This is a genomic window from Sporosarcina sp. FA15, from assembly GCF_051550195.1.
Lineage (GTDB): Bacteria > Bacillota > Bacilli > Bacillales_A > Planococcaceae > Sporosarcina > Sporosarcina psychrophila.
On the sequence record NZ_CP188818.1, the window covers coordinates 2,819,026 to 2,835,018 of the forward strand.

Here is a 15,993-nt window from a genome sequence, read left to right on the forward strand (position 1 = left end):
AATAAATACGAATTTTCTTGTACTTTTGAACAAAGAGGTGAAAGAAATGCTATTCAAAAAACTAATGGAGTTAAATTTACTCGAGGAATCGGAAGTATTGACGACCTGTCCTTTTAGGTCTCAAATGAGAAATGTTACCTTTATTGACTCGCCTGATGGAAGCCATTGGATAAAAGAAGGAGACTTTATTTTAACAACCGGTTATTTCGCTTCGGGAACGGATGATTGGGAAGTAAGATTTCACGAATTTATAAAGGGATTGATTGATAGGGAGGCGTTCGGCCTGGGAGTTAAAATTGGTAGGCATATTCCTTACTTACCGAAGGAAATCCAACAGTATGCGTGCGAAAATGACTTTCCAATTATTAAATTGAACAATAAACCAGCCTGGTCCAATTTTTTATTGGAAATTACCCATGCACTATCGGAAGCAAAAGATGATGAGATCTATCAATTGAATAGTATTTACGAGAAGTTCCATAACCATCTGAAGAATAAAGGAGATATGCTGCAATTAGCGAAGGTACTCTATAGCATCATCAAAATGCCATTAACCATTTATTTCAAAAAAATGAACTTGAGAATCGATTATCCTGAACAACCAAATCATAACATCAACTTAGATTATTTGATCAGCACCGCTTTTAATGGAATCAGCAATCAAATTCAAAGAGTAAAATACGAGCAGACTTTATTTTTAATTAAATGGATTAATGAAAAAAATACACTTGAAGGTGGTATATTTGTTTGGTCAGGCACAGACGAGCTTACTCCGAAGATTAAAATTGCGGTTGAACAGGCCGCGATCATTGCAAACTTAGAAGTGGAGCACCAAAATATAATTAACGCCATCGAACAAAGGCATCTAAACGATTTTATTCTTGAACTGGTCAATAACTCATTTGAGTCTGAATACTATGTGCAAAAAAAGATGAAAAGCTTCGATCTGAAAGTCGCAAATGATTATCGTCTACTATTGATTCACATTGAGCACGATAACCAAATCTTTAAGGAAAATTTGATCCATAAGGTTAAATTTATGAAAAAATTTGAGTTAAACCAAATTTTAGTAGGTCAAAATTATGACAGCAATTTTATTATTCTTATACCAGAGGAGTTTTTCGAATCTACCACAAATGAACTGTTTAGTTTCATAGACACCAACTATTCAACTATAAAAATGAAATGCGGGACTAGTCGGCCGTATTCCATTTTGGAACTTTCCAAAGCCCACAGGGAAGCCAAAATATCATTGATGATTTCTAAAAAAAATCAAGTTAGTGAAGAGAAAATTATTTCAACAAACTTTGAACGTTTGAACCTTGAAAGAATCATCTTTTCAGAAGAAGCCATTGAAGAAGCTAGAGAAATCTATAGTGAAACCCTGCAAAAGATTATTGCATATGACGATAAAAACAAATCTGGACTGCTTAATACATTATATAACTATTTAGAATATGATCTTAATGTAGAAAAAACGGGAAAAAGGTTATTTATCCATAAGAACACAGTTAGGTATCGGCTGAAGTTAATTTCAACCCTTCTTAGTGCCAATTTGGATTCACTTAATACAATTATTCTTCTCAGAATCGCATTTACCTACTTCCATTTCGTAGGTGATTATAGAAGTAAGTCTTTACCATTAAATTTAAACGAATCAACTGCTAACCCGACAAAATGATTAAGATTTCTTTACGACATGAGCGACATATTATTTCTCCCCCTCTTAGGCAAATTGTAATTTGTCCTACTGAACCTTTCGGTTCAGTCTCAATTGATATTAGATAGGTATGAACAAAAAAATGTGGGAAATTCAGATAAAAGTCGTTACACTTTTTGCATAATTTTAAATTACAAAAAACCTCAGCTACTTTAAAATAGCTGAGGTTTCACTATAGATTTAGTTTAACAAATACTCCTTAAGTAGACTAATTACCCTCTCCTGCTCTTCCACCGTCATATTCGACCCCGACGGCAGACAAAGCCCTTCCGAGAACAACCGCTCACTAACAACATCATCTTCCGCATGCGGATAAAACCTACACTCCTCAAACAACGGCTGCAAATGCAACGGCTTCCACACCGGACGCCCCTCAATGTTCTCCGCTTCCAGAGCATCCATTAATGCATAAGGCTTGATACTTACCTTGTCCGGATCTAATGTCAGCGCCGTCAGCCAACGATTCGAATACGTGCCTTCAAGCTCAGGCATAAAGTGCACTCCTTCGATTCCACCTAACGCTTCAACATAACGGTCAAACACGTCACGTCTCGCCTTCACACGCTCATCCAACACTTCGAGCTGGGCACGACCGACACCAGCAAGGATGTTACTCATTCGGTAGTTATAGCCGACTACACTGTGTTGATAGTGAGGAGCTGCGTCTCGTGCCTGCGTGGCCAAAAATCGAGACTTGGCTAATGCGTCGACATCGTCAGAAATGAGCATGCCTCCACCTGAAGTTGTGATAATTTTATTGCCGTTAAATGAATAGACACCAAACTTACCAAACGTTCCGCTCTTCTTCCCTTTATAAGAAGAACCAAGGGATTCTGCAGCGTCTTCAATAACAGGAACACAATACGAATCACAAATAGCCATAAGTTCGTCCATCTTCGCACTTTGTCCATACAAGTTCACGACGATGACTGCTTTCGGAAGCTTCCGGTCCGCTTGTGCTTCTTCCAATGCACGCTTTAAAGCATCCGGTGACATATTCCAAGTCTCTTCTTCCGAATCAATGAAAACCGGCACAGCGCCCAAATACAATATTGGGTTTGCGCTTGCAACAAACGTCAAACTAGAGCAGAAAACTGTATCTCCATGTTCAACTCCGAGTAATTCCAATGCCAAGTGAATGGCAGCTGTACCAGAAGACAAGACCGCTGCATCCGCTGATCCAGCATAAGCGGCCATTTCTTTCTCAAACGCATTCACATTCGGTCCAAGTGGAGCAATCCAGTTCGTCTCAAACGCTTCATTTATGTATTTCTGTTCGTTCCCGCTCATGTGAGGGGAGGATAAAAAGATCCGTTTCGTCATTTACAAACCTTCTCTCTTTACAACTCGTGCCGGTGCACCGACAACTGTTACCTTATCTTCTATATCCGATACAACTACTGCACCTGCACCGACAATCGACCATGCGCCGATTGTCTTTAATGGAATCACTGATGCACCCGCGCCGATATGTGTACCTTCACCAATGGTTACACCACCAGTCAGTACTGCAAGTGGTGAGATATGAGCATAATCTCCAACAACACAATCATGCTCTAAAACACTAGCGCTGTTCACAATGACATGATCTCCGATTTTCGCATCAGCATTTATAATAGCACCAGGCATAACTACAGTCCCGATACCAAGCTCTGCACTGGGACTAACAATTGCGGAACTATGTATTACACTTACATACATTTCCGAAGCAAGCCTCAAGCTTGAAGCAATCTTTTTCCTAACCGTATTCGATCCAATCCCAATGACAACCTGGATTTTAGAATCACTTTCTATCAACTCATCTAAATGACTGACAGGTCCTTTTAATAGACCGTCTTCTACAAATACCTCTTGATACTTATCATCGAGCTTTGCAAATACCGACATGTCATCATTTGAATTCACAATATCAGTAATAACCTTTGCATGGCCGCTATCTCCGATGATTACAATTTCCCTCACTGTACATCACCCTTACCTGAAGAAGCTATATTCCCCTCGAACTTCGTCATCGTCGCCTGCCCATCCTGACTAATTCCCTCGGACTTGAAAACCTTCAATACCGTCATGAATAAAATTTTAATGTCCAACCAAAACGACCAATTTTCAACATACCACACATCTAACTCAAACTTTTCTTCCCAAGAAATCGCATTTCGTCCGTTCACTTGTGCCCAACCCGTAATACCTGGACGCGCGTCATGTCGTCTTGCCTGCTGCTCACTATACAATGGCAAATACTCCATCAATAACGGGCGTGGCCCGACAAAGCTCATATCACCTTTTAGCACATTCAAAAGCTGTGGCAGCTCGTCCAAACTTAATTTCCGAACCACCTTACCAAACGAAGTCAACCGCACATCATCCGGCAACAACTCACCATTTGCATCTCGCTCATCTGTCATTGAACGAAACTTATAGACATTGAAAGGCTTCTCTTTAAATCCAGGTCGTTGCTGTTTGAATAAAACTGGAGAACCGATTTTCGAGCGAATAAGTAGTGCTGTCACGCCGACAACAGGTGATAAAACAATCAATGTAAGTAAACTTACAATAACATCAAATAATCTTTTCATGGAAATGCCCGCATTTCTACACTGTATTTTAGTACACCTTTTCAAGCGTTTATTCTTTTACTTAAGCTTGTCCTTCAATTGCTGTTTTTCTTCTTCAGATAGACTAGACACCGCAGTTTTAAGCCATGAATTCACCAATTTGTTCATACCTTTTGAATTCAAACTTATTATCCGTATCAAGCCTGTTTCTATTCCAATATCTATTCCTCCACCCCGTGAAGTTTTATACCAAGGTGAAGGTGCGGTGTTTTGCTCTGACAAATCGTCCTTCTCAAAGTCCATATAGTTTCTCCTTTCACAGTACATATGTAAGTCAGCTAGTCGTAAGTCTCCCAAACAAATCAATCTGCTTCTGAAGTACCTTCTCCTCATCAAACAATTCTTCAACAATTTCCCTACTTCTTTTTCCATAACTTACTACAAGCTCTGGATCTTCCAAAAGTGAGATCATGGCTTGTTCTAATTCATTCACGTCTTCTTTCTCAACTAAAAAACCATTTTCACCTGGAAATACTTCTTCCCTACAACCACGTATATTCGTCGCAATTATCGGTTTTCCCAAAGCCATTGCCTCGATAATTGATCTTGGCAACCCCTCTCGATATGAAGGCAATACAAATGTGTCAGATGCTTTCATTATTTCTGGAATGTCTTTCCGAAACCCAATATAACGAATATTCGGATGATTCAAGTCATTCATAAGCCTATTATAACTTTCCGTATCACGTTCGCTATCCAATAGTCCCCCAACCAAAACTAGTTTGGCATGAGGATATCTTGAAGCTACAGATTTAAAAGCTTCAACTAATTCGAAGATCCCTTTTTCCTTTACAAGCCTTCCAATAAAAGAAAAGACAAAGTCGTTATCATGTAGCGAATTCTCTTTTTTAAAGGATACTGTTTCACTTTGTGAAATAATATGCGTATTAAACTTATTCCAGATATCCACACCATTACTTAAATGGAGTGTATGTTCTTTAGATTTAAAACTATGTGTCAGTGACAGCTCATAGTCCTCTTTACTCTGCAACAACAACCAATCCGTCATCCACTTAGCGGCGTACTTTTCTATATTAAAGAAAAGATTATATTGTTTTTTCGACATTTCATCATGAAAATAAAACCCGTGAGCCGTATAAACAATGCATTTTACTCTTGCCAGTTTGGCAGCTACTCTACCCAACAACGCCGCAATCGGTGTATGCACATGCACAATATCGTACTTTTCTTTTTTCATAAGTTTGTACAGATTCCAAATTGATTTCAAATTCTTCAGTGGATGAATCTGCCGGTCTATGGGTACTTCAATCATTGTCAGCCCTTGCAATTCCAACTCGGCAAACTTTCCTGTGTTTGTACAAGCATTATGAACTTCGTAGCCCTCCTCCATCGACTTCAAAATCAATGGTTTTAAAAGGGCATCTACACTTACATCTATCGCACATACTTGTAATATCTTTTTTTTAGACAATCTTATAATCTCCACAAGTCAATTTTCTCGGGTTTACTCTCTTTATCCATTGCACTTTTAATATCCACTACTATCCCTTTACCATGCTTCAACAATCTATCAAATTGTGTCCATCCCGTTTCAATATATTCACGATGTGAAACAGCCAGGACAACAGCTTCTGCGGGAAGGAGTTCATCGTAAGAAGTTAAAGACACCCCATACTCCCGAACAGCTTCAGCGGAGTCCGCCTGAGCATCGGTCACTTGAACATCTATTCCATATTCCTGTAATTCCCGGATGACATCAATAACTTTCGAGTTTCGTAAATCCGGCACATTCTCTTTGAATGTCAATCCAAGGATGGTTACTCTTGCTCCTTGCACTGGTAAATTATGCTTAATTAGTTTTTTCACCAATACCCTTGCAACATATTTTCCAATATCATCGTTGATACGGCGACCTGCCAATATTACTTCGGGATGATGCCCAACCATTTCAGCTTTATGCGTTAAATAGTAAGGGTCTACACCGATACAGTGACCTCCAACCAACCCAGGTGTGAAATTTAGGAAGTTCCATTTCGTTCCGGCAGCCTCTAAAACCTCTGCAGTATCAATACCAACACGGTCAAAGATTAAAGCAAGTTCATTCATAAGTGCAATATTCACATCACGTTGTGTATTCTCAATAACTTTTGCTGCTTCAGCCACTTTAATAGAACTCGCTTTATGTACACCTGCAGTAACGACACTTGCATACACATCTGCCACGATATCCAACACTTCAGGAGTTTGGCCGGAAACGACTTTCGTAATCGTCGTAAATGTATGTACCTTATCCCCTGGATTAATACGTTCTGGCGAGTAGCCAACAAAGAAATCCTTCCCGCATTCTAATCCAGAAGCTTTCTCAAGAGCCGGAACACAATCATCTTCTGTCGCTCCGGGATACACAGTTGATTCATACACGACAATGGTTCCTTTTTGCAAATTCGCCCCGACAGTCTCCGATGCTTTCAATAGTGGGGTCAGGTCAGGTTGATTGTGTGCATTAATTGGTGTTGGAACAGATACAATAATGAAGTTAGCTTCTTTCAGCTTACTACCATCAGAAGTGAATTCGATCTGCGCTTCTCTCAACTCCTCCGGTTCTACTTCATTTGTATAATCAACGCCTGAAACCAACGTTTCAATGCGATTTTCATTAATATCAAACCCGATGACGGGGTGTTTCTTTCCAAAAGCTACAGCAACAGGTAATCCAACATACCCTAATCCAACGACTGCTATTTTCCGATTCATATAACCCATCCTCACAATTTCACTTTGTGGTAATCAATATACCAATCGACGAACTTACCTACCCCGTCTTTAATTGATGTTTGTGGACGGAAATCAATATCACGATAAAGATCTTCAACATTTGCATAAGTTGCTGGCACATCTCCTGCTTGGAGAGGCATATAATTTTTAATTGCCTTCTTACCTATTTTTTCTTCAATCGCTTCAATGAATTCCATTAAACTGACTGGACTGTTATTTCCGATATTATATACTTTGTAAGGTGCATAACTTGAACTAGGATCTGGATTCTTACCAGACCATTCAGGATTCGGTTTCGCTTTTTTCTCCACAAGCCTGCTAATGGCCTCAACGATATCATCTACAAATGTAAAGTCACGCATCATATCCCCATTGTTATATACATCTATCGGCTTACCTTCAATAATGTTCTTCGTGAATTTGAATAGTGCCATGTCAGGACGTCCCCATGGACCGTATACTGTGAAGAAGCGAAGACCTGTTGTCGGAATTCCATAAAGACTGCTGTATGTGTGAGCCATTAGCTCATTTGCTTTCTTTGTAGCAGCATACAAACTTAATGGATGATCGATATTATCGCTTGTAGAGAAAGGCAAAGAAGTATTTGCTCCATAAACTGAACTTGAAGATGCATAAATCAGCTGCCCAACTCCATTATGACGACATGCTTCAAGAATATTCATGAAGCCCACGATATTGGAATCTATATAGGCATGTGGATTTTCAAGGCTATATCGAACACCTGCTTGAGCAGCCAGATTGATAACAACGTCTGGTTTTTCTGTTTCAAATACCTTATTCAAATCATCTCTATTTTCCAAATCAATTTGATGTAAACTGAAATTATTATCATTAATTTCTTTGATGCGATTTTCTTTTAAAGTTACTTCATAGTAGTCATTCAAATTATCGATTCCTATTACTGAGTGATTTAACTTTAATAATTTTTTTGATAAATTAAATCCGATAAATCCTGCAGCACCTGTAACTAAGACCTTCATAATAATAAGTCGTCTCCTTTTTAACCCAAAGTATTTTCACTTTTAAAAAATCTATGGCATTCATAATAACCAATTTACAAATAGTTAAAACACTGCCACTCGAAGCAGGTTTATCATTTTTTAATTCAACACATATTTACTTGGCATCGTTTTCTGCTTTCTATCTGGACTGCAATCATTTGTATGACTAAGCTCCAAGACATCTAAAGTTAATAACATAAAATGCCTAAGGATTTAGACAAACAATCTTCTGAATCTTAATAGTCGTACGGAATTATCACCTAATCTAAATACTATTTCTATAAATTTTATTCGCAATATTCATGATAATGTTTCTATCTTCTTTATCATAACCAATGAAATAACTAACCATAAAATAGAAACCAACTAAAATTACTGGGATCGCAAAGAGGCTCGCTAACCATTGTAATGATAATAATTCATAAATAATAATGGTAAATATAAAACTGATAGCAATAATTAATAACTGTTTTATCATTTTAAAACTAAATGGATGCAACTTCATTTTTATGTATATGAATACCACATTTAGTATATTCAGCGTTATTAAGGATACCATTGTGGTAAAAGCTGCCCCATTAATTCCGTATAAAGGAATAAAAATGAAATTCAATATTAAATTCATTATAACTGTAACTATATAAAAATAAAAAGAAACCTTTGTGTGACCCGTCATATTTATTATAGCTGCTGAAGGGCCCGCTATAGAGTTAAATAATTGTCCTATTGAAACAAGTATTAATACTGTAGCCCCTATTTTAAATTCACTTCCGAATAACCGAAGTATATCTTCGCTTAATATTAAAATAATAGATAAGAATAACAAGTTTGCAATTAAAGTCCACTTACTTACCGTTTTATAAATATCAGATAGTTTCTGCATATCTCCAGAATAATATATTTTAGAAATAATAGGTGATATAACTGCACTAATTACAGCAAATATAAATGAGCTTAAATTTGCTATAACAGTAGCAATATTATATATTCCAACTGATCCAGCGCCTAAATAATTACCAATCATGATTTTATCAATTTGAGTATGCATCACACTCAATAAAGCTGTAAACATTGTTGGGATAAATAATAAAAGCATGGAAAAGTACAATTTCATACTGTTTAAATTAATCTTCCCATACATTTTTTTCCCTTTTAAAACCAACAAATAATAAAAAACTATTAATAATGATGAAATAATATAACTTACTATCAATATATTAGTTTTAACTTCCATCAAAATAAAAATCATTATAATAAATATCCTAAAAAAATGGACTAATACACCACCAAAAGCAAAATGTTTTATTTCATCGTTTCCTCTTAGACTTGCTTTTAATATTTCACTAATAGCGTCCATAAACACAACAATTGTCAATATTTTAACGGCATTTATATAACTTTCAGAACCTAAAATATAAATACCGATGGGTTTGGATAAAAAAAATATAGTTACAATTACAACAACTATACCAATAATAAAAGACATTGTTATCGTAGTGCTGATTAAGTCTTTATAATTTTTACCATCTTCTTTTAAACGTGGTATATAATACATTAGACCATTTTTATTGCCTAATTGAATAAAAACCGTAAGTAAACTAAGTGTTGAAAATACAAATATAAAACTTCCATATATGTTAGCGCCTAGATATCTTGCTACAACCAAATTGAAAATAAAAGCCAATAAATATGCAATTATTTTCGAAAGGAAGAGTATACTTGAACCTTTAGCTATTTTTAACAACTCACTATTCATTGACATTCACTTTCATTTTCACTTTCTTTAATAATCGTTTTGTACGCAAAAATTAATTTTTCTGTATTTTCTGCCCTATTATGTCTTTTAGCTGCAATTTCTCTAGCATTAGTCGATAAATTTCGAGCAATTTCATCATCCAAAAATATTCTTTGAACTTTATCCGCCAAAATAACAGGTTCATAACAGCTGTAAAGTAATCCTGAAATTCCATCCTCGACGAAATCTCCTATCCCTCCTACAAATGAAGCGACACTAGGCGTTCCAATAAGCTGTGCCTCAGCCAAAGCATTTGGACTGTTTTCTATTACAGAGGGCATTATAAATGTATGAGTTTTTTTAAGCTGATTAACAATTTCAGAAGAATTTAGTGGGCCTGTAAAGATTACATGATTTTCAAGATCCAACTTTTTTATAAGTCTACTAATATACTTTTGATACCCACTAAATGTTAACTTTTCAAATAATGTATTACGGCTAAGCATATTTTTCCCCGAAATATATAAACAAACTCCAGGAAACTTTTCTACAATAATTGACAATGCCTCCAAAAGAATATGCAACCCTTTTATTGGATAATGGGATTGTGTTGTGAATAAACTATATCTATCGACTGAATCTAAGGTCCAAGTATGCCCATAAAACTCTTTACGCAAATTTCTATTACAATCAAAATACTTTAATTTTTGATTATGTTGCATTGATACAATTCGATCCCAATCAGTTCTACCTATAGTGTATTTCAGTTCTTTCAAACTGTTTATCTCATTTTCCCCTCTTTTTTTATATTGGGACTTTCGCTCAATAATTCCGTCTAAAAAAATATTATCTCGAATAGTTCGGTTTCTTAATAACTCTATCATAGGGATTCCAGCATAGTAATGTTTATAAATCTCACTAGTTAATCCTTGTAAAGTTGCTACTATTGGGGTTTTTGTTTTTACTTCTAACAAAGATTTGATTAAATAAAATTCAATACCATGAACATCAATTAAATCTGGTTTAAAAACTAGTATTTCATCTTGAATATACTTCCATAAATTTTTATCATATTTAATTGAGTTACTTGAAGTTGGTAGAAGTGTATATCGAATCTTTTGATCTATATATGTGAAAACTTTTTTCCCTTTATAAGTAGATACAACATCGATAGCCACAATCTCTTCTAAATTTTGTAATTCTTCCAACATAGTTAGAATCCAACCACCAGATCCTTTCATATTACTATTTATTTTCTCTCCCACGACTGGCAATACTTGGTTCGTCAACCACATTAACCTCATATAATTCTCCTCTTCTCAAAGTTTGGTTCTTTTTCATCTCACTGTATTATTATGTGATATCAAACAGTATTTAATTTATTCCCATACAATGCTTGTATACTAATGAAAATTTGTACTATAACCCCGATTCCCAACAAGCTATGACCTGTCATACTAGTAATTATTACTACTACTAAAGGTGCATATGCCACTAACCCATTTTTAATATGTCCTTTATTCAACCAAATACGTGAAAGGTTATACCAAACATAAATAAATAAGGAAATTATTATTAATAAACCGATAACGCCCCATGAGACTACTACTTCAATAAATGCATTATGAGCTACTACAGTTAGCCCATAAGATTTATAATCCCCCATACCCCAAAAAAGATAGGTATTGTTCGAAAAGAGAATATCAAGATAATTAGTCCAAATTTCTAACCGACCGCCTGAAATATCATCGCCTCTAGGATTAATAATACGATCCATAGTAGAATTAAATATTTTGCTTAGTATAGTGTCTTGATTAAGTATCATATAAACCATAGTACATAAAATAATAAAAATCGTTGCATAAAGATATTTTTTATTTAATTTATTATTTGTTAGACTCACAATAACAATATAAAGAAATGTGATAGATGTGGCTAACATAAAGGAACGTGATTGAGTCATAAAACCAAAAGTAAGTAAGAGCATAATAAAGATTGATACTGTTAGTGAAAACTTTTTATTTAATAAGGTAATTACTAATAAATTAGCTATGGCAAAAGACAACATTGTACCAAATATATTCGAATTATTATCTCCACCTGGATCAAATCGTATATTTTCTCCGAACATAGACCCACCATTAATTATGAATCCAAATGTACCTGAAATAATACATCCGATTGAAAAGTACATCACTAAGTTATAATACCAGTTAATATTATTAGTATTTTGTTTAAAGATATATAATAAGGTAATAAACAGCAAAGTAGACTTGAGTCCGATAAATACGTTCGAAATACTTCCCGAAAGAAAGACTGTAAAAAGTGAATACAGAATAAAAACTAAAAATATAATAATGTCAGGGATTACAATTTGTTTTTTGTAGAGAAGCAGAACTTTAATTAATGCAATAACTATAATAATATTAATCAATGTGACGTCACTTTGAGGAAATACAATAATTCTCTGATTAGCTAATAAAAATACTACCAAATAGATTAGGTGCTCACTATTTAAAAAAAAGCAGCTAATTATTAGTATTAATGCTCCAAAGTATCCAAACAGTGGATTATCTAAAGATATATAAAATATCAACTCTATTGCTGAAAATAAGAGTAACATTCTATAATTTATCCCTTTACCAAATAATTGACTCTTTAAGTCATTTTCATTGTTTCTTCTTTTTGACTGAAGTCCGACGACACTAAGCATAATATTACTCCTATCAGGATAATTCCAAATTCCAAATTCCAAATTCCAACAATCATCATATGGTTTTTATTATATTGCAATACTTTAGGTCTTTCAGTACATAAGAACTACCTATCAAGTTTAAGTGTATATTGCTTCAATTATATTTATTCCATACAACTTTATTAGTTATATGTGTATAACTCTGAATAATCTTAATAACTTTCACCGAAACATTCTTATCAACATAGTCTGTTGCCAGAGATGATTTTTCCGTATTACCCCACATATTTCTACTCAATTCCACAGCTTGAACAATATCCATCTCAGTTATTCCACCAATTATAACTGTCCCTTTATCTAAAACTTCAGGTCGTTCAGTAGAAGTCCTAATCAATACTCCTGGAAAACCAAGAATAGCCGACTCCTCTGATAATGTTCCACTGTCTGACAATACAACAAATGAATTCAATTGTAGATAATTATAATCAAGAAAACCAAAAGGTTTCAACTGTCTTACAAGTGGATGGAACTTGAATCCTCTTTCCTCTATTTTTTTCCAGCTTCGTGGGTGTGTCGAATAAATCACAGGTACTTGGTACTTTTCTGCAATATTATTTATTGCATTCATAAGTGAAAGGAAGTTCTCTTCATTATCAATATTTTCTTCACGGTGTGCTGAAACAAGAATATATTTCCCTTTTTCAAGTTGTAATTCATCAAGAATCTTGCTGTCAGTAATTTTGTCCATATGCTTATTCAATACTTCCGCCATTGGTGATCCCGTCACAAAGATATGTTCTTTACGAATTCCTTCTGAAAGAAGATATCTGCGGCTATGCTCGGTGTATGGCAAGTTAATATCAGAAATATGATCGACAATTTTCCGATTAATTTCCTCCGGTACATTTTGATCGAAGCAACGATTCCCGGCTTCCATATGAAAGATTGGGATTTTTAAACGTTTCGCTGAAATAGCAGACATACAACTATTGGTATCTCCTAATATAAGTAATGCATCAGGTTTTTCTTTATCTAATACCTCATATGATTTAGCAATAATATTTCCCATCGTTTCACCCAAATGTTCTCCAACTGCATTTAGGTAGTGATCAGGCTGACGAAGTTCTAGCTCTTCAAAAAAAACTTCATTTAGTGTATAGTCCCAATTTTGCCCTGTATGAACAAGTACTTGATTGAAATACTTATCACATGCTTTTATTGTTTCTGATAACCTGATTATTTCAGGTCTAGTTCCTACAATTGTCATTACTTTTAGCTTATTCATTTTGTCGATACCTCCAAAAATATTGTGTCTGGTTTGTCGGGATTAAAGCATTCATTTACCCACATTACCGTTACTAAGTCAGTCGCACCAACATTTACAATTGAATGAGTATAACCCGTAGGTATATCCACAACTTCAAGCTTTTCACTATTCACTTTATACTCAATTATTTCATCAGAATCTATTTTCCTGAATCTTATGAGCCCCTCTCCACTAACCACTAGAAACTTTTCATTTTTAGTGTGGTGCCAGTGGTTCCCTTTTGTAATCCCTGGTTTGGATACATTAACTGACACTTGTCCTCTCTCAGGCGTTCGAATAAACTCGGTGAAAGATCCCCTATTATCTACATTCATCTTTAAATCATATGAAAACTTATCTTCTGGTATAAAACTCAAATAGGTACTATAAAGCTTTTTAGTTAGCTCATCTCCCATATCAGGAACACTTAATGTACTCCTACTTTCCTTAAAACCTTCAATCAATCCTGCTAATACTCCTAACTTAACTGAATGTGCTATTTGGACAGTACAATAATTATTTAGTTTCGTTGGAGTCCCCTTTAAAGCTTTCATAAACTCCTCTAGAACATCATCTATATAACACAGAGTAAGTTCCGCATCTGGATTATTAACCTGAATATCAAGGTCTCTAGCTACATTGTAACAATACGTCGCAACAACCGTATTATAGTTAGGTTTACTCCACTTTCCAAATAAATTGGGGAGTCTATATACGAATACTTCTGCACCTGTTTCTATTGAGTATTCGAACAACAAATTTTCCCCAAGTTTCTTGCTTATCCCGTATGGATTATCTTTCTCGGCTTGGATAGACGAGGTAATTAGTATAGGTGATTTGTTATTATGCTTTTTTAGTAGTTCCAGTAATTCAGATGTAAAACCATAGTTTCCATCCATAAACTCTTTTTCATTCTCTGGTCTATTTACTCCAGCTAAGTGAAATACAAAGTCGCATTTCTTTGTATACTCTTCCAAGTCTTCCAACGTATGATTTCTTGTATACAAAAGTAAATCCTCATATCCCTGGTGTTTCAACTCTGCTACTAAGTTTTTACCGAGGAATCCTACCGCACCCGTTACAAGGATTTTCACCTGTTGTTCCAACCTTTCAATTCGCTTTGTATATAAGCGAGTTCTAAGAGCTTTCCTTTAATTTGTTCTATTGAAAGTCGATATGTATTGTGTGAGTTGTATTCTTCATCCGTAGAAAGTTTTTCGTTACCTTCCTCGAAGTATTTATCATAGTTGAGATCACGATTATCTGCAGGGACTCTATAGAAATTTTCTAAGTCATCTGAAATAACATGTTCTTCCCTAGTAAGGAGCGTTTCGAATAGTTTTTCGCCGTGGCGTGTGCCAATTAGCTTCACTTCATTATCAGCATTAAAAATTTCTTTTACCGCTTGTGCCAGATCTGCAATTGTAGAAGCCGGAGATTTTTGGACCATAATATCGCCTGCATCAGCATTCTTAAATGCAAAAACAACAAGTTCAACCGCTTCTTCAAGACTCATTAGGAATCTTGTCATATCAGGATCTGTTACCGTAAGTGGCTTACCGGCTTTAATCTGTTCTACGAAAAGTGGAATAACAGAACCACGGGAAGCCATAACATTTCCGTATCTTGTACCGCAAATGAGTGTTTTATCAGGTGAGACGGTTTTTGCTTTAGCAACAAATACCTTTTCCATCATTGCTTTTGAAATTCCCATTGCATTAATTGGGTAAGCAGCTTTATCTGTCGAAAGGCAAATGACTTTTTTCACTCCATACTCAATTGAAGCATTTAGTACATTTTCCGTACCAATGACATTTGTTTTTACGGCTTCCATTGGAAAGAACTCGCATGATGGAACTTGTTTAAGTGCTGCGGCATGAAATACGTAGTCTACTTCATTCATTGCATACTTTACACTTGCAAGATCACGTACATCCCCGATATAAAACTTTAACTTATCATTATTAAATAGTTTCCGCATATCGTCTTGTTTTTTTTCATCTCGCGAGAAAATACGAACTTCTTTAATATCTGTATCTAGGAATCGTTCCATAACAGCATTTCCAAACGAACCTGTTCCACCGGTTATAAGTAATATTTTATCTCTAAACAAGAAAACCCACCCTATCTATTGAAATACTTAGTGTAATTCCACATATTTTCA

At 35.2% G+C, this 15,993-nt stretch carries 14 protein-coding genes; 1 reads left to right on the plus strand and 13 read right to left on the minus strand.

From position 1 onward, the window contains the following. The first annotated feature begins 46 nt into the window (after positions 1-46). Complete coding sequence (locus tag ACP8HG_RS13305; RefSeq protein WP_438296682.1) at positions 47-1,681, plus strand: PucR family transcriptional regulator; 1,635 nt, start codon at positions 47-49, stop codon at positions 1,679-1,681. Positions 1,682-1,900: 219 nt separating this feature from the next. On the opposite strand, the gene ACP8HG_RS13310 is transcribed toward ACP8HG_RS13305, so the two are convergent. From ACP8HG_RS13310 to ACP8HG_RS13370, 13 genes are all read right to left on the minus strand, one after another. Further along, positions 1,901-3,043, minus strand: a complete 1,143-nt coding sequence (locus ACP8HG_RS13310) for a DegT/DnrJ/EryC1/StrS family aminotransferase (protein WP_438296684.1) — start codon at positions 3,041-3,043, stop codon at positions 1,901-1,903. Next, complete coding sequence (locus ACP8HG_RS13315; protein ID WP_438296686.1) at positions 3,044-3,682, minus strand: acetyltransferase; 639 nt, start codon at positions 3,680-3,682, stop codon at positions 3,044-3,046. Then, positions 3,679-4,296: a sugar transferase gene (locus tag ACP8HG_RS13320; protein ID WP_438296688.1), complete on the minus strand. Its 618-nt coding sequence runs from the start codon at positions 4,294-4,296 to the stop codon at positions 3,679-3,681. Before ACP8HG_RS13320 ends, ACP8HG_RS13315 begins: the two co-directional genes overlap by 4 nt. 57 nt (positions 4,297-4,353) lie before the next feature. Continuing rightward, positions 4,354-4,578 carry a hypothetical protein gene (locus ACP8HG_RS13325; protein WP_438296690.1) on the minus strand — a complete coding sequence of 75 codons (225 nt, stop codon included), beginning with the start codon at positions 4,576-4,578 and terminating at the stop codon, positions 4,354-4,356. A 31-nt stretch (positions 4,579-4,609) separates the two neighbouring features. Continuing rightward, positions 4,610-5,767 (minus strand): glycosyltransferase family 4 protein, encoded by a 1,158-nt coding sequence (locus tag ACP8HG_RS13330; protein WP_438296692.1) that lies wholly within the window; start codon positions 5,765-5,767, stop codon positions 4,610-4,612. Between the two features lie 2 nt (positions 5,768-5,769). After that, positions 5,770-7,050 (minus strand): nucleotide sugar dehydrogenase, encoded by a 1,281-nt coding sequence (locus ACP8HG_RS13335; RefSeq protein WP_438296694.1) that lies wholly within the window; start codon positions 7,048-7,050, stop codon positions 5,770-5,772. A gap of 11 nt (positions 7,051-7,061) precedes the next feature. Next, complete coding sequence (locus ACP8HG_RS13340) at positions 7,062-8,072, minus strand: NAD-dependent epimerase (protein ID WP_438296696.1); 1,011 nt, start codon at positions 8,070-8,072, stop codon at positions 7,062-7,064. Between the two features lie 286 nt (positions 8,073-8,358). Then, positions 8,359-9,855, minus strand: a complete 1,497-nt coding sequence (locus tag ACP8HG_RS13345) for a flippase (protein ID WP_438296698.1) — start codon at positions 9,853-9,855, stop codon at positions 8,359-8,361. After that, positions 9,846-11,093 (minus strand): glycosyltransferase family 4 protein, encoded by a 1,248-nt coding sequence (locus ACP8HG_RS13350; RefSeq protein ID WP_438296700.1) that lies wholly within the window; start codon positions 11,091-11,093, stop codon positions 9,846-9,848. The genes ACP8HG_RS13345 and ACP8HG_RS13350 overlap by 10 nt, the downstream gene beginning before the upstream one ends. 98 nt (positions 11,094-11,191) lie before the next feature. Further along, the gene (locus ACP8HG_RS13355; protein WP_438296702.1) at positions 11,192-12,541 is read right to left on the minus strand and encodes an O-antigen ligase family protein; all 1,350 of its coding nucleotides are present in this window, start codon (positions 12,539-12,541) and stop codon (positions 11,192-11,194) included. A gap of 136 nt (positions 12,542-12,677) precedes the next feature. Continuing rightward, a complete protein-coding gene (gene wecB, locus ACP8HG_RS13360; RefSeq protein WP_438296704.1) occupies positions 12,678-13,808 on the minus strand; it encodes a non-hydrolyzing UDP-N-acetylglucosamine 2-epimerase in 1,131 nt (376 codons plus the stop codon). Further along, positions 13,805-14,923 carry a capsular polysaccharide biosynthesis protein CapF gene (locus ACP8HG_RS13365; protein WP_438296706.1) on the minus strand — a complete coding sequence of 373 codons (1,119 nt, stop codon included), beginning with the start codon at positions 14,921-14,923 and terminating at the stop codon, positions 13,805-13,807. Before ACP8HG_RS13365 ends, wecB begins: the two co-directional genes overlap by 4 nt. After that, positions 14,920-15,942 carry a polysaccharide biosynthesis protein gene (locus tag ACP8HG_RS13370; RefSeq protein ID WP_438296708.1) on the minus strand — a complete coding sequence of 341 codons (1,023 nt, stop codon included), beginning with the start codon at positions 15,940-15,942 and terminating at the stop codon, positions 14,920-14,922. The genes ACP8HG_RS13365 and ACP8HG_RS13370 overlap by 4 nt, the downstream gene beginning before the upstream one ends. Between the last annotated feature and the right edge of the window lie 51 nt (positions 15,943-15,993).

What these genes read in the sequence shown, in the direction of transcription:
- ACP8HG_RS13305 (WP_438296682.1), top strand. Translation starts at nt 47, where the DNA reads ATGCTATTCAAAAAACTAATGGAGTTAAATTTACTCGAGGAATCGGAA.
- ACP8HG_RS13310 (WP_438296684.1), bottom strand. Translation starts at nt 3,043, where the DNA reads ATGACGAAACGGATCTTTTTATCCTCCCCTCACATGAGCGGGAACGAA.
- ACP8HG_RS13320 (WP_438296688.1), bottom strand. Translation starts at nt 4,296, where the DNA reads ATGAAAAGATTATTTGATGTTATTGTAAGTTTACTTACATTGATTGTT.
- ACP8HG_RS13325 (WP_438296690.1), bottom strand. Translation starts at nt 4,578, where the DNA reads ATGGACTTTGAGAAGGACGATTTGTCAGAGCAAAACACCGCACCTTCA.
- ACP8HG_RS13335 (WP_438296694.1), bottom strand. Translation starts at nt 7,050, where the DNA reads ATGAATCGGAAAATAGCAGTCGTTGGATTAGGGTATGTTGGATTACCT.
- ACP8HG_RS13340 (WP_438296696.1), bottom strand. Translation starts at nt 8,072, where the DNA reads ATGAAGGTCTTAGTTACAGGTGCTGCAGGATTTATCGGATTTAATTTA.
- ACP8HG_RS13345 (WP_438296698.1), bottom strand. Translation starts at nt 9,855, where the DNA reads ATGTCAATGAATAGTGAGTTGTTAAAAATAGCTAAAGGTTCAAGTATA.
- ACP8HG_RS13355 (WP_438296702.1), bottom strand. Translation starts at nt 12,541, where the DNA reads ATGCTTAGTGTCGTCGGACTTCAGTCAAAAAGAAGAAACAATGAAAAT.
- wecB (WP_438296704.1), bottom strand. Translation starts at nt 13,808, where the DNA reads ATGAATAAGCTAAAAGTAATGACAATTGTAGGAACTAGACCTGAAATA.